This window comes from Streptomyces sp. NPDC000345 (assembly GCF_042898825.1).
Taxonomy (GTDB): Bacteria; Actinomycetota; Actinomycetes; order Streptomycetales; family Streptomycetaceae; genus Streptomyces.
In genome coordinates this window covers 122,761-142,842 of sequence record NZ_JBIAZE010000019.1, presented here as the reverse complement: position 1 = coordinate 142,842, position 20,082 = coordinate 122,761, and the positions used below count along the sequence as shown (strand labels likewise).

General features: G+C 70.1%; 25 protein-coding genes. 13 read left to right on the top strand and 12 right to left on the bottom strand.

Features of this window, described 5'->3' with window-relative positions; genetic code table 11:
* Window positions 1–126 precede the first annotated feature (126 nt).
* Window positions 127–486 carry a hypothetical protein gene (locus tag ACFY30_RS34360; protein ID WP_390849058.1) on the bottom strand — a complete coding sequence of 120 codons (360 nt, stop codon included), beginning with the start codon at window positions 484–486 and terminating at the stop codon, window positions 127–129.
* Between the two features lie 96 nt (window positions 487–582).
* Here ACFY30_RS34360 and ACFY30_RS34355 point away from each other — a divergent pair, with 96 nt between their 5' ends.
* Window positions 583–825: a DUF6207 family protein gene (locus tag ACFY30_RS34355; protein ID WP_390849057.1), complete on the top strand. Its 243-nt coding sequence runs from the start codon at window positions 583–585 to the stop codon at window positions 823–825.
* Window positions 826–957: 132 nt separating this feature from the next.
* Here ACFY30_RS34355 and ACFY30_RS34350 read toward each other — a convergent pair whose 3' ends face one another.
* A complete protein-coding gene (locus ACFY30_RS34350; protein ID WP_390849056.1) occupies window positions 958–1,080 on the bottom strand; it encodes a hypothetical protein in 123 nt (40 codons plus the stop codon).
* 245 nt (window positions 1,081–1,325) lie between these two features.
* Window positions 1,326–1,997, bottom strand: coding sequence for a transcriptional repressor LexA (lexA, locus tag ACFY30_RS34345; RefSeq protein WP_390849055.1), 672 nt, complete (start codon window positions 1,995–1,997; stop codon window positions 1,326–1,328).
* A gap of 855 nt (window positions 1,998–2,852) precedes the next feature.
* Here lexA and ACFY30_RS34340 point away from each other — a divergent pair.
* Window positions 2,853–3,068: a hypothetical protein gene (locus ACFY30_RS34340; protein ID WP_390849054.1), complete on the top strand. Its 216-nt coding sequence runs from the start codon at window positions 2,853–2,855 to the stop codon at window positions 3,066–3,068.
* 115 nt (window positions 3,069–3,183) lie between these two features.
* On the opposite strand, the gene ACFY30_RS34335 is transcribed toward ACFY30_RS34340, so the two are convergent.
* The 3 genes from ACFY30_RS34335 to ACFY30_RS34325 all read right to left on the bottom strand — a co-directional run bounded on the left by ACFY30_RS34335 (window position 3,184) and on the right by ACFY30_RS34325 (window position 5,030).
* Complete coding sequence (locus ACFY30_RS34335; protein WP_390849053.1) at window positions 3,184–3,819, bottom strand: class I SAM-dependent methyltransferase; 636 nt, start codon at window positions 3,817–3,819, stop codon at window positions 3,184–3,186.
* Entirely contained in the window at window positions 3,816–4,664 is an 849-nt protein-coding gene (locus ACFY30_RS34330) for an ATP-binding protein (RefSeq protein WP_390849052.1), read from the bottom strand. Before ACFY30_RS34330 ends, ACFY30_RS34335 begins: the two co-directional genes overlap by 4 nt.
* 81 nt (window positions 4,665–4,745) lie before the next feature.
* Window positions 4,746–5,030, bottom strand: coding sequence for a hypothetical protein (locus tag ACFY30_RS34325; protein ID WP_390849051.1), 285 nt, complete (start codon window positions 5,028–5,030; stop codon window positions 4,746–4,748).
* Between the two features lie 132 nt (window positions 5,031–5,162).
* On the opposite strand from ACFY30_RS34325, the gene ACFY30_RS34320 reads away from it, so the two are divergent.
* Complete coding sequence (locus tag ACFY30_RS34320) at window positions 5,163–5,936, top strand: GntR family transcriptional regulator (protein ID WP_390849050.1); 774 nt, start codon at window positions 5,163–5,165, stop codon at window positions 5,934–5,936.
* A gap of 57 nt (window positions 5,937–5,993) precedes the next feature.
* On the opposite strand, the gene ACFY30_RS34315 is transcribed toward ACFY30_RS34320, so the two are convergent.
* From ACFY30_RS34315 to ACFY30_RS34295, 5 genes are all read right to left on the bottom strand, one after another.
* Window positions 5,994–6,152, bottom strand: a complete 159-nt coding sequence (locus tag ACFY30_RS34315) for a hypothetical protein (RefSeq protein ID WP_390849049.1) — start codon at window positions 6,150–6,152, stop codon at window positions 5,994–5,996.
* A 638-nt stretch (window positions 6,153–6,790) separates the two neighbouring features.
* Window positions 6,791–7,405 carry a hypothetical protein gene (locus tag ACFY30_RS34310; protein ID WP_390849048.1) on the bottom strand — a complete coding sequence of 205 codons (615 nt, stop codon included), beginning with the start codon at window positions 7,403–7,405 and terminating at the stop codon, window positions 6,791–6,793.
* Window positions 7,406–7,878: 473 nt separating this feature from the next.
* Entirely contained in the window at window positions 7,879–8,496 is a 618-nt protein-coding gene (locus ACFY30_RS34305) for an NUDIX hydrolase (protein ID WP_390849047.1), read from the bottom strand.
* A gap of 13 nt (window positions 8,497–8,509) precedes the next feature.
* Window positions 8,510–8,743, bottom strand: a complete 234-nt coding sequence (locus ACFY30_RS34300; RefSeq protein WP_390849046.1) for a DUF397 domain-containing protein — start codon at window positions 8,741–8,743, stop codon at window positions 8,510–8,512.
* Window positions 8,740–9,594, bottom strand: a complete 855-nt coding sequence (locus ACFY30_RS34295) for a helix-turn-helix domain-containing protein (RefSeq protein WP_390849045.1) — start codon at window positions 9,592–9,594, stop codon at window positions 8,740–8,742. Before ACFY30_RS34295 ends, ACFY30_RS34300 begins: the two co-directional genes overlap by 4 nt.
* 203 nt (window positions 9,595–9,797) lie before the next feature.
* Here ACFY30_RS34295 and ACFY30_RS34290 point away from each other — a divergent pair, with 203 nt between their 5' ends.
* From ACFY30_RS34290 to ACFY30_RS34245, 10 genes are all read left to right on the top strand, one after another.
* A complete protein-coding gene (locus ACFY30_RS34290; RefSeq protein WP_390849044.1) occupies window positions 9,798–10,211 on the top strand; it encodes an ATP-binding protein in 414 nt (137 codons plus the stop codon).
* A gap of 11 nt (window positions 10,212–10,222) precedes the next feature.
* Window positions 10,223–11,317 (top strand): hypothetical protein, encoded by a 1,095-nt coding sequence (locus ACFY30_RS34285; RefSeq protein WP_390849043.1) that lies wholly within the window; start codon window positions 10,223–10,225, stop codon window positions 11,315–11,317.
* Complete coding sequence (locus tag ACFY30_RS34280; protein WP_390849042.1) at window positions 11,304–12,350, top strand: enolase C-terminal domain-like protein; 1,047 nt, start codon at window positions 11,304–11,306, stop codon at window positions 12,348–12,350. The genes ACFY30_RS34285 and ACFY30_RS34280 overlap by 14 nt, the downstream gene beginning before the upstream one ends.
* On the top strand, window positions 12,350–12,811 hold the full coding sequence (locus ACFY30_RS34275; RefSeq protein ID WP_390849041.1) for a hypothetical protein: 462 nt from the start codon (window positions 12,350–12,352) through the stop codon (window positions 12,809–12,811). Before ACFY30_RS34280 ends, ACFY30_RS34275 begins: the two co-directional genes overlap by 1 nt.
* Complete coding sequence (locus ACFY30_RS34270) at window positions 12,808–13,500, top strand: HAD family hydrolase (RefSeq protein WP_390849040.1); 693 nt, start codon at window positions 12,808–12,810, stop codon at window positions 13,498–13,500. Before ACFY30_RS34275 ends, ACFY30_RS34270 begins: the two co-directional genes overlap by 4 nt.
* The gene (locus tag ACFY30_RS34265; protein ID WP_390849039.1) at window positions 13,497–14,282 is read left to right on the top strand and encodes a class I SAM-dependent methyltransferase; all 786 of its coding nucleotides are present in this window, start codon (window positions 13,497–13,499) and stop codon (window positions 14,280–14,282) included. Before ACFY30_RS34270 ends, ACFY30_RS34265 begins: the two co-directional genes overlap by 4 nt.
* Window positions 14,283–14,356: 74 nt before the next feature.
* Window positions 14,357–15,133, top strand: coding sequence for a phytanoyl-CoA dioxygenase family protein (locus tag ACFY30_RS34260; RefSeq protein WP_390849038.1), 777 nt, complete (start codon window positions 14,357–14,359; stop codon window positions 15,131–15,133).
* Between the two features lie 25 nt (window positions 15,134–15,158).
* Window positions 15,159–15,809, top strand: coding sequence for an L-threonylcarbamoyladenylate synthase (locus ACFY30_RS34255; RefSeq protein WP_390849037.1), 651 nt, complete (start codon window positions 15,159–15,161; stop codon window positions 15,807–15,809).
* A 40-nt stretch (window positions 15,810–15,849) separates the two neighbouring features.
* Window positions 15,850–17,931, top strand: coding sequence for a phosphoketolase (locus ACFY30_RS34250; RefSeq protein WP_390849036.1), 2,082 nt, complete (start codon window positions 15,850–15,852; stop codon window positions 17,929–17,931).
* A complete protein-coding gene (locus ACFY30_RS34245) occupies window positions 17,928–18,764 on the top strand; it encodes a phytanoyl-CoA dioxygenase family protein (RefSeq protein WP_390849034.1) in 837 nt (278 codons plus the stop codon). The genes ACFY30_RS34250 and ACFY30_RS34245 overlap by 4 nt, the downstream gene beginning before the upstream one ends.
* A 70-nt stretch (window positions 18,765–18,834) precedes the next feature.
* Here ACFY30_RS34245 and ACFY30_RS34240 read toward each other — a convergent pair whose 3' ends face one another.
* Complete coding sequence (locus ACFY30_RS34240; protein ID WP_390849033.1) at window positions 18,835–20,040, bottom strand: hypothetical protein; 1,206 nt, start codon at window positions 20,038–20,040, stop codon at window positions 18,835–18,837.
* Window positions 20,041–20,082 lie beyond the last annotated feature (42 nt).

Sequence of the window (20,082 nt, the reverse complement as noted above, 5' to 3'; positions counted from 1 at the left end):
CGGTACGCGAGGAAGTCGCCCGGCTGATCTATGCCTTCGACGCGATCGCGGACGAGCGTCGCACCCGCGCGGGCTACCTCCAGGCGGCGGACAACGCGCTCGAGATCCTCAGCCGGCGCGGGCTCCTCAAGCCAGAGGCAGCTTACCGAGCGGCCGACCGCGCTCGGTCTGAGCCTCCAGCAGAGCGGCCACGTCCGGAGTCCTCGTGAAGACGGGGCCGTTCCAGTGTGCCGGGACCGCCACGGGCGCGAGGTCCACCGTGGTGCCGTGGACGCGTGCGGCGTCGAAGAGGGTCTGCAGCATCTGCACGCCCGCCAGGTCGAGCGCGCCAAGCCGGGCGTGCCACGTCTGCGTCTCCGGCTCGTACGCGGCGATCTCGCGGAGCTTGTCGAGTTGCTTCTGCCACTGGGCATCGGCGGCCGGCGCTGTCTGGATGGTGGCCTCCAACACCCATGCGTTGTCACGGAAGTTCGGCGAAGTGGTCATGTAAGGGACGGTAGACGTCGGCACTGACACTCGCCCGGTCGGGTGAATCCGGAGCCTGCAGAGAACCCCGGCGGGCACGAAGACGTACTGACAGGCGTGGAACCGATCCAAGAAGTGCACCTGTCCGAACCCGGCCTGCTCGTCATCGACGTGGCGGGTATCGACGACGCTACCGTCCTCGCCTTCCAGGCCGCGATCGCCCGGACCTGGGGAACCGCGCCCGCCGAATGCACCACCCGAGATGCCGGCCAGCCGGGTGTGCGGCTGCGGATGTACACCGATCTGCGGCAGGTCCTCGAGGAGGCTTCCCCGCCCGAGCGGGTGTCGGCGGGGACATAGTGAGGCGTGGTCCGTCACCACGGGGGGAGTGACGGACCCGCCCGGGTCCACGGTGCCACACCAGTCCCAGGTGCGCGGGGTCTCCGGGTGAAGTCGCCGCGGGTCAACTCGACGTCGGGCGAGCGGGGGTCGTTACGTGCGGGCCTTCAGTAGGGCGAGGACGGCGGCCGTGTACGCGCGGGATCGGTCCCAGACGGCGAAGTAGTCGGTGTGCAGTTGGTCGAACTCTTCGTCCCGGCCGGGCTGGACGCGCATGCCGCTGCCGCGGCCAAGGACAGGCCGCGGATCGGTGGCAGCGATCGCCCTCCGAAGGCCGTGCCGTCGGGGATGTACGCCTCGTACAGGCTGTCCCGTTTGCGGTAGCCCACCCGGCTGGCCTGCAGCAGCCGTGCCTGCTTGGCGACCTCCTGCACCAGCGGGTCGTCCGGGCTGCCGAGTCGGAAAAGGCTATCGGTTCGTCCGTACCCCGCTCGGCGTCGTGGCAGGCCGGGCCGGGCTGTTCAGAGAAGGCGGAGGACGCCGACAACCTTGCCGAGGATCCGCGCCTCGTCGCCGGGGATCGGCTGATACGACGCATTGCGCGGCATGAGCCACACCCGCCCGTCCTGTCGGCGCAGCACTTTCACCGTGGCTTCGTCGTCCAGGAGCGCGGCGACGATGTCGCCGTGGTCGGCGCTGTCCTGCCGCTTGACGGTGACGATGTCGCCGTCGCAGATCGCCGCGTCAATCATGGAGTCGCCGGACACAGTGAGGGCGAACAGGTCGCCGTCGCCCACGACCTGGCGGGGCAGGGAGTAGACGTCCTCGACCATCTCCGTGGCGAGCAGGGGTGCGCCGGCGGCGATCCGGCCGACGAGCGGCACGTCGACGGGCGTCTCGCTCCGGTCTCCCAGATCGGGCGCCCACGAGGGCCGCACCCGGTAGGCACGGGGACGGTGCGGATCACGGTAGAGGACACCCTTGCGTTCCAGCGCCATCAGCTGGTGGGCAACCGAGGATGTGCTCGCGAGATGCACGGTCTGGCCGATCTCCCGCATTGACGGCGGGTAGCCCTGTCGGCGGACCGCCTCCGTGATACAGCGGACGATCGCCGCCTGGCGGCTCGTCAGCTCCCCCTCGGCAGTCCGGATACCCGGAGGACGACCTCGGCGTGCGGGCGCGGCGTTCTCCATCCGGGGCACCTCCGTACAAGATCTCGCAGAGCGCGACCATAACCCGCCATCCCTCGTAAAAGGAACACTGTTTACGACGTCCTCGGAGAAGAAGGTGCAGGTCTGCGCTTCGAGCATCTCCAGCTCGACACACCGACCCGACGCGTCAAGGGGCAGCGGTCCCCCACTTCGCCCCACTTCCATGAGCGCAGCCCAGGGCCACTAAGCGGGGCGTACCGGACTTCCGGGGCTGGGGGCCGAAGGCGTAAAGCACCCCAATCCGGGGCTCCGGCGGGCTGTTCCCCACTTCACCCCACTTACGGCAGAGGCCTCTGCTCGCGCAGCCCCAGGTGCTTCGATCACTTCACGTAGACGAAACGCGGGTTCTCGCGCATCGCGTGCACCGTTCACAAGGTTCATGCCCGACGGGGCTCGTGACCGAGGCGGTGTCGGCGTTCCATCGGAGTACCGGCACAGAAGGGAGGACAGAGGTCCTGGGCGCTCCGGACGACCATGGTGCCGGGGCGTATGTCAACGCCGAACCGCGGCCGTTGCTTGGCCACTTCATGGCCATCTCGGCGAAGCGTGGCCACTTCGCGGCCACGTTCAGAGAGCTGCCCCGCACGCGAAACGACCGTGCTTCGATGACGGCGCGCTTAACGATCTTTAACGGCGTTAGCGGAGTCCGACGCCCGAAGGGGGGTGTTGGCGCGCAGCGCGCTCGGCTTCGATCGGAGAAATGCCGGCGCGCGCACCGGTCCGAACTGCACCACACGATCTCCCGAGGGGAAGCCGGGCTGGACAGCCCGTCACGCCGGTCCGGCCGGCTTCTCCCCGGGTCACAGAAGAACCCCGGAACTGGAGGAGTACATCCCCGTGACTCAGACCGACCGTAGCGCCTCGGCGCCTTCATCGACCATGGCGAAGGCGCTCACCTGGATCAGCGCGTTATCCGTGCTGGGCACGATCATCGCCGTCATCGTGCTCACTCTCAGCGGCAACAGCGACTACCTAGCACCCGTGATCGGACTCGGAGCCGCGGCGGCCGCCACTGGCGGAACGGTCCAGGTCCGTATCCACGTCCGCCGCTGAACTCTGCTTTGCCCTGTGCAAGACCCGGCGCCGGGTCCGCCCTCGGGGGAAGGGGCATGGCCCGGCGCCGGGAGCTGGTTTCCCGCTGTGCCGCTGGCCGGACGGCAGGGCGTGTTCAGCTGTAGCCGCGCAGTACAACCGCCTTCTGGCTCCGGCTCAGCGAGTACGTCCGGCGGAATGCCCATCCGGAACTCAGAGCCTGGATTTCGTCTTCGGTGAAGCCCCGGTGGAAGGGATCGGCGTCCGGCTTCCTGCTTACGCCGGGCTGGTCGACGTACACGAGCGCGTAGAAGGTGCCGGAGGGAAGCAGCCAGCGTCCGACGTCCGTCAGCAGCCGCTCGTACTGGAGATACGGGAGCGCGTAGCGGCAAGTCACGAGGTCGACGCTGCCCGGACGCAGGTTGTGGTGAATGGGATCGCCGTCGATATCCCAGTACGTGTACGCAACGTTGGGCGCCCCGGCCGCTGCGGCCTGGCGGAGGGCTTCGGCGGAGAAGTCGAAGCCGTGTGTGTTCAGCCCCCAGGCGGCGAGCTGCCGAGTCCACTGGCCGTTGCCGCACGCGAGGTCCACGGCTGACGTTCCGGGGCTCGGGGCGACGTGGTTGTAGAAGAGCTGGGCTTCCTTGTGGCTGACCATGGTGGGCCAGCCGGTCTGGTACCAGTGGTCCCACTGCTCGGGCGACAGGCGCACTCCGTTTGGGCTGCCGGTTTCATGTCCTGCCGCATCGGCGGAGGACTGCGAGCGGGTCACAGTGACACCTCGCCCGGCAGCAGCTGAGCCCGGACCGTCTTGAAGCGGGCGTCCTCGGACATGAAGCAGCTGAGCCTCGCGCCCAGGAGGCGTGCGTACTTCAGCCCCCTTCCCTTCTCGCCATCGCGGGCGGCGTCGCTGAGCGGGACGTCCGGGCGCGGGTCCTGCACGTCGATCACCAGCGCATCGTCCTCGGCCACGGCCAGGCGTACGGCCATGCGCGTCGGCGCCTCGTCGGGCTGGGCGTGCACGACGGCGTTGTGCGCGAGCCGGGACAGCACCTCGATCGCGGTGGCGATGTCACCGGGCCATCCCAGCAGCGTAAGGAACATGCGGGCATGGTCCCGGAGTTGGCGCAGGCTCGCCGGGGCCATGGCGTAGGAACGGGACCATTCCCGGTCGACAGGCGCGGTGAGGACGACCTCCGGGCCGCCGGAGGCCTCGGTGACGGGCGGGAGCGTTTCGTGGTGTCCGGCGTGGGGGTAGGCGGCGAACGCCGGGAGGCTCAGCAGCCACTCGCGAAGTTCTCGCTGCTCTGCAGGGGTGGTGGCTACCTCGTGCTCGGCCGGTACGACCAGGCCGGCTGCCTCGCCGGTGGCCAGGAGCCATTCGACGGTGCGCCAACCGGTGCGCTGTCGGGCCGGGATGTGCAGGGGTGCCAGGTCGTATGCCTCGTGCGCGACGGTCCACCCCTGCTGTTCGGCGAAGTTGCGCAGGGTCGCGAGCGTCTGAACGGCGATCCGGGAGTTGATGCTGGTCGTGTACAGCACGACGTCCGCACCGGCCGGGGCGTCCGCAGCCGGTGTGCGGGGCGGGCCGGCAGTGATGGGTGTCGGATGGGTCATGCCGTCAGCTCCAGGGCCTTCGAGGTGATCGTTCGGCGCGATGCAGCTGACGGAGGCGGGGCGCCGTGTAGGCGGGGAAGCTCACGGGGCTTCCCTTCCGGCGCCGGCCGTCTCGATCTCGGCCCAGATGACGGAAGTGCCGTCGTGCTGGGTGTGTCCGAAGCGGTCGGCGGTTCGCGTCAGGAAGGCGAGCACGTGGACGTGGACCGCTTCGCTGAGCGCGGCGGGGACCGGTGCCGAGATACGGAGACCGGTGTCGGTGGCTTCGGTCCGGACGGCCTCGGGATCGTCGTCGTCCAGAGGTATGCCGAGCGCGGTGCTGAGCATGGAGGCGATCGCGGTGGCCCTGGTCGTCGGCGAGCTCACGGATCTCCCCTGTACACGCGTGATCACGTAACGTATATCTGATGCATTAGCTTGAACCTGATGCATTAACTTGTCAATCGAGAGCCGTGAACCGGCACCGAGAGCAGCCGCCGACCAGTACGGAGTCCGCGCATGGGCAACGCCGAGCCGCCGCCGCACCAGGTGGTCGCAAGCGACCTGCGGCGTCGACTCGCGCAGGGCGAGTGGGAGGTGGGCGCGAGGCTGCCCTCCCGCGCACAGCTCGCCCAGCACTACGGCGTGGGCCCCAACGTGCTGCAGAAGGCCATGGAGCGCCTCATTGTCGAAGGGCTCCTTGAGGGCCGTGCGGGGTCAGGAACCTACGTGGCCCCGCCACGCGAGCGGCGCCGGATGATCCGCTCCCGGCACCGCGAACGCCGCGGCGGCAGCCCCTTCCGCGCCGACATGTACGAGGTCGGCAGCAACGGAACCTGGGAGTCAGCCTCCGAGGCCCGCGCGCCCGCCCCGGAGCGCATCGCCCGGCGCCTTGGCATCGAGCCCGGTGACCCGACCGTGCGCACGGCGTACGAGTTCCTCGCCGACGGCAAGCCCGCCCAGCTCTCCGTCAGTTGGGAGCCCATGGCCATCACCGGCGACACACCCATCCTGCTTCCCGAGATGGGCCCCCTCGCCGGCAAGGGCGTGGTCGAGCGGATGCGCTCCATCGGCGTCGACATCGAAACCTGGCTGGAGATCCCGCGGCCCGCCCGCGCTACCCCCGAGCAGGCCGACTTGCTCGGTCTTAACGCCGGCGACCTGGTCCTGGCGATCGAGCGGACGTACTTCGCCAGCGACGGCCGCGCCGTGGAAACCGCCGACATCGTCGTCCCTGACCGCAGCTGGGAAGTGGCCTACGAGTTCGCCGTCGATCCGCCCCAGTCCGGCTGACCGTCCGCCACCAGGCCTCAGAGCGGCGATCGCTGCCGTCGGTCCTGCGTACGGAGATCACGGCTCAGTCGGACCGGGTTCCCGGGTTGTCCCGGCCTGCCGCGCCCTGGACGCGCGGGCCCGCAGTGCGCTCGCACCCCAGCGGACGACCGTGACCGCGACGGTGGCGGCGATGCTCCCGAGGAACTCCGGCACTGCGTTGGAGAGCAGGCTCACCCCAGCACCTCCTGCGCCCCGACTACGGCTGGACGGTGTACAGCGGTGAACGCGCGTGCGGCAGAGCACCGTTCGGTGTACCGGGTGCCGAGCCGCTTGAGCTTGCGTCGCACGCGCTGCCCCGCCTCCGGCGCCAGGCCCAACGCGGCCGCACTCTCCGCCCAACTCCCTCCGGCATAGGCCCAATCCAGGGCAAGAGCGGCCTCCGCCGGCTGCAAGCCACGCAGCACCGCGGCGATCCGGTGGTCAGAGAACCTGGCGAACTCGGCCTCCAAGTCGTCGTGCGCGCGGATGGGCCGACGAGGCTGGGTTCTCTGTGGCGGTAAGGCGTTGGGCAGGGTGGCGTGTCTCCTCAGGTCGCTGTCGAAGCGTTCGCCTGTTAATGGCTGCCTGGGACACCCGAACCGGCAATAAATCTTGAACGTGCAGCTGTGATGCGCGCCACGTCGTGCTTCTGGGACGTCTGTGCCCACCACACGTGGCCACTGCGTGGCGGACGGCTCTTGCCGACGGATTGACTTCGCAGGTGGGGCCCTGCGGAGGCTCGTCATTGGCGGCCAGGCGCCAAAGGGTCCCGGCGACTGGCCTGGGGAGGAGATACCCGGTGCGCCCGATGCCGCGTCTGGGTCGGTGCAGCTCTATGACCGGTCGGTGAGGTCCACGGTGTCGTCGATGCGGAACTCGACGCCAGTGGTCTGACCGGCCGGGGCATCGGGGTCGACCCGGGCAGCGAAGTCAGCGAACTTGCTGTACAGGGTGCGGCACCGGGCCGCGCGCGGCAGGGACTGCGCCGTCGATGCCCCCTCGCGCAGCGCCTCCAGGATGCGCACCAGGTTGTGCCCAGACAGGACCACCTTCTGCATTCCGGACCCGTCTTTGTCCTTGGTGATGCGGCCCTCGGGCAGGTTCGGGGCCACGATCCACCGGTGTCCGACCCACGCGGTGTTCGGGCCGCGCGTGTCGTTCTGGTCGTGGGTGCTCGTGATCCAGCACGGCTTCCACCGGCCGAATGCCTCGGTGGCGACGAACGTCCACGTGTCCTCGTGGCAGACCAGGGTCAGATACGAGACACCTGCGGCGGCTTTCATCGCCGCGCCGTGTTCGTCGGCTCCCACCGCGTTGGCGGCGATCGCCTTCTGGGTGGCTGCGCGGTCTTCCTCGCGCCACCGCTTCTCCTGCTCCCACTTCTCCAGCTCGATGCGCCGTTTGAGTTCCTGATTGGCCTTGAACTCCTCCAGCCATGCCTTGAGCACGAGCGTCCCCTCCTAGTAACACCTGATCAGAGTCCTAGGAGTATGCCGGGCAGCCTCATTGAACCGACAGGACGCCTTCAGCCGATCACTCAAGCGTGCTCCGGCCATCACGCGGAGACGGGCCGCCCACCTGCAGCAACGCGACAGCAACGGTTGGCGAGGGAGCCGAATCAGCAGATGCGTCAGAACAGGGTGTCTTGGTCCGGCTCCTGGTGGGGCAGCGGTCCGACATCCTCGCCCCTCCACTTCGCCTCCAAATGCTTGCGCCAGCCCGGTGGTGGAGGCCAGGGAACCCCCCACTCCGCAAGCTGCTTTCTCGTCCAGCCCCCGTCGGGTGTCTGCGCTGCGGCCACCTCGTCTGGGGAGGGCACAAAGTCGACCATGAGGCGATGCTGCCCCACGCGACCAAGGAATCGCATCTTCCATGGGCCACGAGTTCGGCAGGCGGGGGAACTCTGCTGCGCCCTTCGCTCTCAGCCTGCCAGGATGACGGGACGCTCCGGGTGCCGGCCGTCCGCCACTGCGGCGATCAGGTCGGCAAGCCCCGCGGGGTAGACGGTCTCTCGCGTGCTGCGGAGCTCGCCCAGCGTCCACCAGCGGTGAGTCTGGATGTTGTCGCGTTGAGTGGCTTGGTCCACGTGGACGTCGGCCGGGGAGGCGTGGGCGAGGAAGTACCTCTCCACTTGTCGGACTTCGCGTTCCCCGACCAGCTGTTCCGTGCTGCGTTGAGCGAGTTGCATGCCCAGTTGGACAGACGTCGGGCTGATGCCGAGTTCTTCGCTCAGTTCGCGCAGCGTCGCGGCGGCATGGGTTTCGCCTTCCTCGAGAGATCCGCCGGGTGTGGCCCAGTAACCCCCGTGCTCGGCGTAGCGCAGCAGCAGGACGCGATGGTCGGCGTCGAGGAGGACGGCGCGGGCGGCTTCCCGTAGTGGCAAGGACGCATTCACGCCGTCAGTCTGGCAGCGCACGGCACACGTGCCGATCAGGGGCGAGCGCGTCTGATCGGCGAGCCACAGGCCGGGCCCTCCGCGACCGCACGACAGGCCCGCCAGGGCCTGCCGCGGGTGCAGGCCGCGCGGTGGAGTCGTCATGCCGTTCTGTGGTTCAGAGGGGCAGTTCCGACTGCTCAAGGCCGCCGATGAAGGCGTCGTAGGCGCTGGTGGTGAAGAGCAGCGGTTGCTGGTCGAGGTTCTTGGAGTCGCGGAAGCAGACGAGTTGCGGCAGGAAGGCAATCTCCACGCAGTTGGTGCCGCCGCTGCTGCGGCTGCTCTTGACCCAGGTTGCGGTGTTGATCTGCTCCAGAAGCCCTGCGTGGTCGATGCGGGTCTTGCCGTTCATGCGAGGTCCTTGGCGATTGAAGTGAGCAGGCTGACGGAGGCTTGGCGGGTCTGGGCTTCGGTTTTCAGAAGGTCGCCCGTGGTGCGGTACTGCTCGACGCTGTCGGCCTGGTTCATGTGGAGCGAGGCCCGCATGGATTCGATGACGATGACGTCGGGGCCGGCCGGGAAGGTGAGGTGGAGGAACGGGCCGTCCATCCCGGCGTGGGCGCCGGCGCTGAACGGCAGGACCTGAACGGTGACGTTCGGCTCGTCTGCGGCCAGCGCGGCCAGGTGCTGGAGCTGTTCCCGCATGACGGGACGCCCCCCGACCTCTTGCCGCAACACGCCTTCGGGGATGACGGCCCAGAACCTGAGCGGCGGCGTGCGGGCGGCCATCTTCGCCTGGTGCTCCATACGCAGGTCGACGAAGTGGTCGATGTCTTTGGTGGTTTTCCAGGCCCGGCTCGCTTCGACGACTGCTCGGGCGTAGGACCGGGTCTGCAGTAGCCCGGGTACGGCGTTGGGGTTCCAGGAGAACAGCGCGCTGGCGAGTTCTACCTGCATCAGGTAGTCGCCGAGAGGGTCATCGACCACTCCTTCGTAGCGCTGCCACCAGTCCGGCTCTCTTGCCCGTCGGACGAGGTTGCGGAGGCTGTCCTGCAGGTCCGGGCTCTCGATCCCGTAGACCTGGAAGATGTTGGGCAGCTGCTGGATGGTGACGCCCTGCGTCCCTTTTTCGATCTTGCTGACCGTGCCCGGGGACTTGTATCCGAGCCTGCGGGCGGCTTCCTCCCCGGTCCAGCCCCGTTCTTCGCGGAGCTGTCGCAGGACAACTCCGAGTTGCCGCCGCCGCGGTGTCGGTTCGACCACGCCTCCGCCTTCCGTTTCTGCGAATCGTAGCGGTCAGGACGGTTCGCGAATATGCCAGATATCCGATCGGAAAATTTTCCTGCAAGAAACCTTGCCTGCCTGAGAAGTGACGGTCCATCATCGCGATGTACGCACCGCGCGCACCTGATCACAGGATGTGACAGGTGTGAACTGCTGAGGACGAAGGGTCGGTGACCGTGGTGATGCCCCGAGCAGTCCGCCAGGTCAGGACCGCCCTCCCCGACCTGCGTGCCCAGCAGATCGGCGCGTTGCGCCGGATCGTGACCGCGTACCTCGACCTGTGGCACATGACCGGCCTGGCAGAAGCTGCCGTAACGAGCGCGACAGAGCTGCTGACCAACGTGGTCCAGCACGCATCCGGCGAATGCGAGCTGCTGATGCGGGACCTGGGCGACGGCCTGCTGGTCGTCGTCACGGACTTCTCGCAGGAACCGGTGGTCTTCCCGCAGGCAGCGCAGGACGACGAATGCGGACGCGGCGTCAGCCTCGTCCGTGCCCTGACCGACGCCATGGGCGTCGAGTACACCCCGGTCGGCAAGCAGGTCTGGTTCCGCGTGGCGCGGAGCTCCGGCCTGCTCGACCCACAGTCTGGATGACGGGAGCACACATGCTGCACGAACCCTTATCGGGCGACAACAGGCTCCGGGACCTGGAGCCGAGCGCCCTGCAGTACGGCGTGCCGGTGGAGGATGCTCTGCTGATCGCGGTGAACCTCTTCGGCATCACCTCCGAGCACCAGGAGCGCCACCGGGCCCGGATCAATCTGCGGCTGGTGCGGCAGCCGGCCGTGGCGTGGCAGGTGATCGTGCCTCTGAACCAGCCTGCCTCGCCTTTCCGGCTGCGCGGTGAGGACCTGGTGCTCGAAGGGAAGGTGATCGCTCACGTCGAGCGGATCGATGCCGACGAGGCCGTTGGCGGCTACTTCCGCAACGGCGGCCGTGCGGCGACCCTCAACCCCAACGCGCGCAGCCGCTGTGTGGGGTGCGCCTTTTGCCCCAACACGCTGGAGGCAGCCGCCGATCCGCGGATGGGTGAGGACCAGGGCCTGGACGAACTGTTGCTCGCCCTCGTCGAGCAGCACCCCCGCCACGACCTTTCCGAACTGACGGAAGTCACCGTCTCGACCGGCTGCTTCGAGCGGGAGGAGGCCGCGCTTTCCCACCTGGTCTCCCTGCGCGCCGCGCTGACCCGCGCAGGTGTGAAGGCCAGGATCGGGTTTTTGACTTCCGTGCTGCGCACGGACGCCGCCTTCGACGCCCTGGCCGAGCAGGTCACCCCGTTCGTGCTCCGGCTGACGGCCGAGTGCTTCACCCGCCGTCCGGTGATGCTCAAGGACACCAAGGCGAGCCTGCTGCCGGAGCAGATGCCGGATCTGCTGTCCCGGGCGCTGGCCCGCGGACTGGACACGTCCTACACGTACATCGTCGGCCTGGATCCCATGGACCGCATGGTCGAGGGCATCGGGGCGATGGCGGAGGTGTCGACCTGCTTCCCGAACTTCCAGGTGTTCCAGGCCCACACCCCGTTGATGGCCGGCCTGAGGGTGGCGGGAGCCGAGACCCTCGACTACTACCTGGCCGCCCGCCAGGCGATTGAGCAGGCCATGGCGCCGACCGGGCTGCGGCCGGTGGGCTGGGAGTGCTACCGGCCGCTGTGGTACTTCACCTACGCGGGCCAGGAACTGCTCGATGCACGCGGCTGACGTCGTCATCGACGACGTGCGCGTCGTGTCTCTGCCTGAGTCGGTGACCGGCCCGTTCCAGGAGGGCGACAGCCGGTACGCGGTGGTCGTCGCGGCGGCCGGCACGGTCGGCGTCTTCGGGCCGGTGGATGAGCTGCCCGCCGCGCTGGTCGCCGCCGGCCTGGGCCAAACGGCCATCGGCTGCCGGGTGTCGGACCACGCCGGGCTCCTTGCTCGGCTGCTGGTCCGGCTCGGTCCGCACGGGGCGGGCCTGGGCCGCTGGGCGGCGGGCACGTTGGACTGCGCGGTGTGGGATCTGCACGGAAAGCTCACCGGCCTGCCCGTGGCCGCCCTGCTGACCGACACCCCGGCATCCCGTGTGCCGGTGTACGGATCATGGCTCTCCCTGGACCTCGAGCAGGACGGCGCCGCCGATGCCGTACGCAACACCGCCACCCAGGGATTCGCGTTCACTAAATGGTCGATGCGCCGCAGCCAGAACGTGCAGCAGATGGCCGCGCTGGCCGGGCGCGCCGCCTCCTGGGCGAAGGCCCCTGTCGCGCTGGACGCGCTGGGCACCTGGGACACGGAGACCGCGGCCGGCCTGGCGTCTCTGCTGCCGCCTGGCGCCGTGCGGTGGGTCGAGGATCCGCTGCCGCGGACCGAGCGAACCGCCTACCGCGAACTGCGCGCACAGTGCTCGCTTCCGGTCGCCTTCGGTGAACGCCTCAGCGACGCGAGCAGCGCCCGGGAACTACTGGAGCTGGGGCCAGTCGCGTTCACGTTCGATGTGGCGTGGTGCGGCGGGATCACGGAGGCCTGCACCTGGATGGCGCTGGCTGAGCAGGCCGGCGTGCCGGTCCTCCTGCACGGCCGGGCGTTCCTGCCCGCCCTGCACGTGGCCGCGGCCTTCCTGCACGTGGCCGGGCCCGTCGAGTACCAGGTGGTGTGGGAGCCGAAGCGGCAGCGAGCCCTGTCGGGCACGGTCGTCCCGGAAGACGGCCGGGCTGCCCTGCCCGACCGGCCGGGGCTGGGGTTGGAGGTGCGCTGCTGATGGCACCGGCCAGCACCGGCGACCTGCCGGTCCACGGCACGCAGCAAGAACGCCGGGGCCGCACGCATCTGTTCGTCCTCGATGAGCGGCTGACGGGCCACGCCACTTTCCTCACCGCGACGCTTGTCCTCGGCGACGCCCCGGCGCCGTGCCGACTGCAGGTACGGATCCTCACCTTCGACGACGTCACCGTCCTGTCCCCGCTGCCCGGCCAGGACCTGCCTGCAGCCCACGACGGGCAGGCCTTCACCGGCACGCTGATGCTGCCGCACGGATGGCGGCCGCCGCTGGTCCCCGAGGACTTCGCCCGGGCAGCCGCGGCGGCGGGCATCGACACCGGCGCGTGGAGCGAGCCGGAGGCACGCCAGCTGCTGACCTTTCTCGGGGAGGCCCGAGAGGGCAGCCCGGTGCGAGCGCAGCGGATCAAGGCGATCATCACAGCCCTGGCGGAGGCGCGGTGAACACGAACCGCGTGCGGCTGGTGAGCCTGGACGTCGGCTACACCCTCGGCGAACCCACCGGGACAACGATCACCCAGCGACTGGCCGCGCTCTCCCCACTGCCCCAAGCGCAGGCGAAACAGCTGGTCCAGCAGCACCTGCACCACGTCCCGCCCGAGGACACCGCCGCGATCCGGACGCTCTGCCGGGCCCTGCAGGTGGATCCGGCCGCGTTCCCATACGAGCACCGGCCTGAGCCCTTCACCCTGTGGCCCGGCGCCCGCGATGCAGTCGCCCGGATCGCTCGCCACGTGCCCGTGGTCACCCTGTCGAACGTCACGTACTGGGACGAACACGATTGCGACCTGGCGGCGCTGCTGGCGCCGCATCTCGCCGGCCACTACCCGTCCTGGCGACTCGGGTTCGCCAAACCCGATCCGCAGGCTGTACTAACGGTGGCCGCCCTCCACGGCGTGCCGGCAACCGAGGTCCTGCACGTAGGCGACAACTTCGCCTGCGACGTGCACGGCGCTCTCGCCGCCGGCGCACAAGCGCTGTGGATCACCTCAGCCGCCCCGGGCCCCGAGGCCCGGCGGCTGCTGGCCTCCCACCCCGGACGGGTGCACACCGTGCCCGACCTGGACACCGCGGTTACCCACATCGAGCAGGCCACCAAGGCCTCGCCCACCACCAGAGAGGGAACATCATGAGCGAGTTCGCTGACACCGCCCCCTACTACGCCACCTACCGGCCCGGCATCCCCGAGGCTGCCGTCCGCCTCCTCAGCCAGACAGTCGCCGGCAAGCAGCACCCGGTCCTCCTCGACCTCGGATCGGGAACGGGGCAAGTACCCGCTGCCCTGCACGAGGCCTTCGCCGAGATCGACGTCGTCGAACGGGACCCCGGCATGCTCGCGGAAGCCGACAAAGCGCTGGCCGGCCTGCCCGACACGACGATCCGTCTGCACAACAAACCGGCCGAGCAGTTCGTCCCGCCCCACGCCGACTGGGCGGCCGACATGGTCACCGTCTGCCGCGCGTTCCACTGGATGGACCAGCCGGCCGTACTGTCACTCCTCGACGGCTGCACGGCCAAGGACGCCGCCGTCGTCGTCATGGGAGACGGCAGCCTCTGGACGGCCCGCTCGGCATGGACGGACGCCCTGCGGTCCCTGATCCAGGAATACACCGGCAGCGAACGCCGGGCGGGCAAGGATAAGACCTACGCGGCGCACGACCGCCCCTACCGCGAGATCCTCGCCGAGTCCCCCTTCGCCGACGTCGAGGAACACACCATCGACGTCGAGCGGCCCTGGACCCCGCAGACGGTCATCGGCTACCTGTACTCGACGTCCTTCGCCTCCCGTCCCCTGTTCGGGGACCGGCTGCAGGAGTTCGAGGAGCGGGCTCACACCCTGCTGACCGAACACGCCGACGCGGACGGCCTGATCGAGCACGCGCGCTTCGACGTCCTGATCGCCCGCCGCCCCTGACCCCTCACGACGCCCTGCGGGCGGGGACCCCACCGTGTCCCCGCCCGCCTCGACTCGGATCCTGGAGGTTCGCCATGCCGATTCCCGGCCCGCTCACCATGAACGACCTGCACGCATTCGTCGCCGACGGCGTCCTGATACGCCGCGGCATGATCCCCGACCGGCTCCTGCAGCCCGCCGCCCAGCTCGTCGACGCCTGGATGCGCGAGCACTACGACCCCGCCCGGCTGACCGCGTACACCAACCAGACCTTCGCCCCCGACCTTGCCAGCCATCCGGACCTGCTCGGCCTGTTTCACGACAGCGGGCTGCACGAGCTCGTCACCCAGCTCCTGCACCCCGCACCCACCGCCCCCGTCACCACGGCCCAGATCCAGATCCGGTTACCGGACGGCGCCGAGCAGCCGGTCAAAGCGATGCACGTCGACGGAGTGTCCTGCCCCCACCTGCACCCCGAAGACCTCAACACCTTCACCCTCATCGCCGGCGTCGTCCTGTCCGGCAGCGCCACCGGCGACGCCGGCGCCCTGCACTATCTGCCCGGCGGCCACCAGCGCATGGCCCGCTACTTCGCCGAGGAATGGACACGCGGGCAGGCAGCACAGACCCCTGACGACATCGCCCACCAGGACGGCACCGCGCTGACCGCCCGCCCCGGCGACGTCATCGTGATGCACCACCTCGTGCCGCACCGCGTCGGCATCAACACCAGCCCGGTGCCCCGGGTGATGGCCTACTTCCGCATCCGGCACGCCGACCACGCCCGCCTCGCCGAGGCCGCGCTCACCGATCCATGGCTGGAGTATCCCGGCCTCGCCGGCCCGGCAGCCGAAGCCCACTCCGGCTCCTGACGCCGAGAGCCGAGCGGGAGCCCTGATGGACATCCTGACCACCACCCAGCTCGACAGGGCAGCCGAACTCCTCACCGGCGGCGCCGTGGTGGCCGTGCCCACACCGCGCTGGTACATGCTGGCCGCCCGCGCCACCGATCCGGCAGCGGCTGCGACCATCCTGCGCATCAAGCAGCGCCCCGAGCGCAAGCCGCTGCTGCTCCTCATCGATGCCCTGCCCACCGCCCAGGCGCACTTCAAGCTCAGCACCGATGCGTGCGCCCTCTCCCAGCACCTGTGGCCGGGAGAGGTGGCACTGCGCCTGCCGTGGCGGGCGGACGCGGCCCGGCTGCCCGCCATCGGCGACCCCGCACTCGTCGGCTGCCCCGACGGCATCCTCGGACAGCTGCTCCGCCTGACCGGCGAGCCGCTGTCCGCGGCCGCGTGCAGCATCTCCACCCCGGCCGCGACGGCTGAGGACCACCCCGCGCTCACCGCCGGCCACGTCGCCGCGTTCAACGCACAGACCGGGGCGCGGATCGCCGCCGTCGTCGACGGAGGGATCTGCCCGCAGGGCCGGCACATGACGGTCGTCGACTGCCCCCACAGCCAGCCCGCCCGCCTGCACCGCGAAGGAACCGTTCATCCCCGGGCCGTCGCCGCGGCCCTGACCGAGGGAGCATCCGATGTGGGCTGACCTGGCCCGTGCCACGGCACAGTCCGTGCCCGATTCTGCGGTGGCCGCTGTCGCCGACGCCCTGGACTATCTGTGCCTCGCCCAGCTCTACCTGCGGAACAACCCGCTCCTCGAGCGTCCCCTGACCCCGGCCGACATCAAGCCCCGCCCGGCCGGGCACTGGGGCGTGTGCCCGCCCGTCAACCGCGTCCTCGCTGCCCTGGGCCCCCTGCAGAAGACGGTGCCCGACACCCACGACGTCCTGGTCCTGCACGGCGCCGGCCACGCCGGACCGTCCGCCCTGGCCCACGCCTATCTCACCGGCCGCCTCGGGGACGCTCACCCCGATCTCACCCACAGCGCCGCAGGCCTGCACACGCTCGTGACCGGCTTCCCCCATCACTTCGGCGGGGAGATCACCCCGCTCATCCCCGGCCAACCGCACACCGGCGGGCAGCTCGGCCCCGCTCTCGCTATCGCCCAGGGCAGCGTCCTGGACGCCCCCCACCGCCTGGCCGTGGCGTTGATCGGCGACGGTGAATGCGAGACCGGCACGACCGCCGCCGCCTGGCTCGCCACCCGGGCCCTGGCCGGCACCGGCCGCCACGGCACGGTCCTGCCCGTCGTCCTCCTCAACGGCCAGAAGATGGGCGGCCCGAGCCTGCTGTCCACGCTCACCCGCCCCGAACTCGACGCGCACTTCACCGGCTTGGGCCACCGGCCCGTCTACAGCGACGGCCACAGCATCGCCGACCTGCGCCGTGCCCTCGCCGACGCCCTCGAGGCCGCCCGCCCGCTCGGCATGCCCGGCCCGGGCAGCGTTCTCGTCCTGACTCTCGACAAGGGCCATGGCGCTCCCGGCCGCGTCGCGGGCCGCCCGATCGCCGGGACCCCGGCCGTTCACAAGACGCCGCTGCCGCGACCGGCGCAATGCCAGGAGGAGTTCACCGCTCTGGAGCGGTGGCTCACCTCCTATCAGCCTGCGCGCCTGCTGACCCGCGACGGCCGCCCGCGCCCCATGCTGCTGCCCGCCCTGCCGACCGCCCCCCGCCCCCAGACGGCGCTCGAACCGCCGCGCGGCTGCATCGCCGCCAGCACCCACGTCGCCGAAGCCGCGACGGGCGCAACGTTCCCGCAGGCCATCCCGGCGGTGCTTCGCGCCCGCGCCGGCCAGGGCCCGTTCCGCGTGTTCAGCCCCGACGAGCTCGCCTCCAACCGGATCGACCTGACCGACGAACACGGTCGCCCCCTGCCGTGGATGGTCGAGATCCTCAGCGAGGAGATCTGCCACGCCTGGGCTCAGGGCTACACCGAGACCGGCCGCCACGCCCTCATCGTCGGCTACGAGGCGTTCGCACCCATCACGGCGAGCCTCATCCAGCAGCAGCTCAAGCACCGGGCCCTGCGCCGCCACGCCCAGCTCGGCCCCCTGCCCAGCATCGTGCACCTTCTCACCAGCCTCGGCTGGCACAACACCTACACCCACCAAAACCCCGCCCTCACCTCCGCCCTGCTGGCCACTGGCGACCCCACCGTCCACGTCCTCACCCCCGCCGACCCCGCCCGCACGGCCGCGGCCCTCACCTTCGCCCTGCGCAAGCTGGAGCGCTGCACCGTCGTCATCGCCGGCAAACACCCCACACCCCAGCACCCCTTGGAAACCCTGGATGAGGAACTGCGCCACGGCATCGCCCGCTGGCCGCACCTGAGCCACCCCGACCCCGGCGAGCCCGACCTCGTCCTGGCATCCGCCGGCGACCTGCCCGCCGAACGGCTCACCACCCTGGCCCGCCGCCTGCGTACCGAACACCCGCACCTGCGGCTGCGCTACGTCCACGTGCACGACCTCACCGTTCTGGCCGAACCGGGCACCCGCCCCCTCGCCCTGACCGAGAAGGCCTTCACCGAACACTTCGGCGCCCGCGCGCCCGTCATCCTCGCCACCACCGGCTACCCGGCCGACGTCCACGCCCTGCTCGGCGCCCGCCATCCCGGCGCCCGCCTCACCGTGCTCGGCTACCGAGACCCCGGCCGCCCACTCACCCAGGCACAACTCCTGGCCCACTGCCGCCTCGACGACGACAGCCTGTGGCGGCTCGCCACCCACACCGCCCAGCTTCCGACGGAGGCCACCGCATCATGACCACCGCCCTCACCCCGCCCCGCCAGCCCGACCCGGCCATCCTCAACGCCTTCGACCGCGACGGCTACGCCGTCATCCGCCAGGCCATCGACCCTGCCCTGCGCGCCAGTCTGCTGACCGCCGCCGAACGGCTCCTCGCCGGCGACATCACCCGCGGCCGCGACCGAGGAGGCGACGGCAAAGACGGCTTCCGCGGCTGTCTCAACCTCGATCGCGCCTTCCTGCCCCTGCTGGCCAACCCCCGCACCCTCCCGACCGTCGTCGGCCTGCTGAGCCCCAACCTGCACCTGCTCTCCGCCCACCTGATCGCCCTGCCCTCCGGCCCTCCGCGCACCATCCGCACCCCCGAACGACCCGGATGGCACCGCGACATGTACGGCGTGACCGCAGACCTCGGCTTCGCCCACACGCCACGCATGGCCATCAAGGTCGCCCACTACCTCACCCCCATCACCGGCGACTGCGGGCTCACCATGTTCCTGCCGGGCAGCCACCTCCTCACCGAGGAACCCGGCATCCCCGACGGCGCGGCCGATCCCGTCGGGGCGCTCACGCCCGACCTCAAGGACGGCGACGCCGTGCTGTTCGAGAACCGCACCTGGCACGCCAGCGGCATCAACCTCTCGGGCCGTCCCCGCATCGCCCTGATGCTCCAGTACGGCTACCGGTGGCTCCACCCGGTCGACGACCCAGCCACCGACCTGTTCGCCGATCCCACCCTCAGCCCGATCGAGCGGCAGCTCGTCGGCATGCCCGACCGCAATCCAGACGGTTCCCTCGCCAAAGGCGCGGGTGCCGCGCCCCTGCGCAACTGGTGGCATTCCACGGAGTGACCTGCGGCCACCCCTGGTTCCGGTCCCGGCCGACGGCACGACGTACGGCCCACTCGGCAGCGGGCTGCGGTCACGGGTTCCGGAAGCCGCGATCGGGGCCGCGACCCTGGTCGGGGTCGAACGGGGCGAACCACTCGTTCGGGGCGAGGTTGACCATGCCCATGGCCTGATGGATGCCGTTGCTCGGGTCCTCGATCCCGTCGAGGGTGTTGTCGAACAGCATCAGCACGTCGTGATCCTGGAAAAGGTCATCGGAGCAGGCATCCCAGTCGAAATCCCGGCGGTCTTCGGGCAGGGCCGCCACGGCTTCGGACACGAGCCGCGGCCGGTTGCGCGTCAGGTCCTGGGCGCGGGCGATGCCGAGGTGCAGGGCCATCTCCTCGCCGGTGCAGCGTGGTTCGACGTCGACGGTGGACGCACAGTCGCCGGCCAGATCGTCGAAGGCCCGGGCCATCTGCCGTCGCCAGTGGCCGTCTTGTCGCCACGTCCCCCGCGGCAGTGAGCCGAAGACCCCGCCGGCCTCCCGCTGCAGCGGCTGGTCACCCAGCGCCGGCACCTCCTGCCACGCCTCGTCCGACAGCTCTCGAAGGGCCAGGTGCAGCACTGCTCGCGTACGCGCGGTGAGCACCTCGACCTCTTCTTCGTATTCCTCGTCCCAGTCGTCGCACCAGGGGTCGGCTCCGCCATAGCGGGCGCGGGAGCGCAGGTGCTCGCGCACACGGTGCGCGGCTTCCTCGGGGGCGGCCAGCGACGTGTCGATGATCAGCAACTCGTCGGAGAACGGCTCGGCGCTCAGCAGGACGCCCGCCTCCGTGAGGAGAGCCGCCTCCGTGTCACCGGACACACGAGGGAGGACCACGGCGAACTGGTTGTCCGTCAGCCGGTCGATGACGCTGGACGTCAGGTCGGCGACAACCCAGGGATCGTCCCAGGGCGCGGCGATGTGGAGGTCGTCGACCACGAGGACACTGCCCGGCAGGTCGACGAACTCTTCGAACTCCGGGCGGAATTGGCCAGCGGAGTCGAGGAGCTGCTCCGACACCACCGCGGGGAAGGACTGCTCGTCGGCCATGCGCTGGCGCAGGTTGTGGGCCTTCCAGTACAGGCCGCGCGTGGCGCGCAGAGTGCCTACCGTCTCGTCGTCCGCGAGAAGCGAGATCTGCCAGGTCTGGACGCCCTCGGCGGCGGGATCGATAAGACGGTGGACATGCCGGAACTCCACCGACAGTGTGCTGGGATCGGCCTTGGCCTGCGGCCTGGTTGCCTGGTCGGTCATCGACTCCCTCTCGCCGTGCAGCCGCCCATGACGGGCGCACCA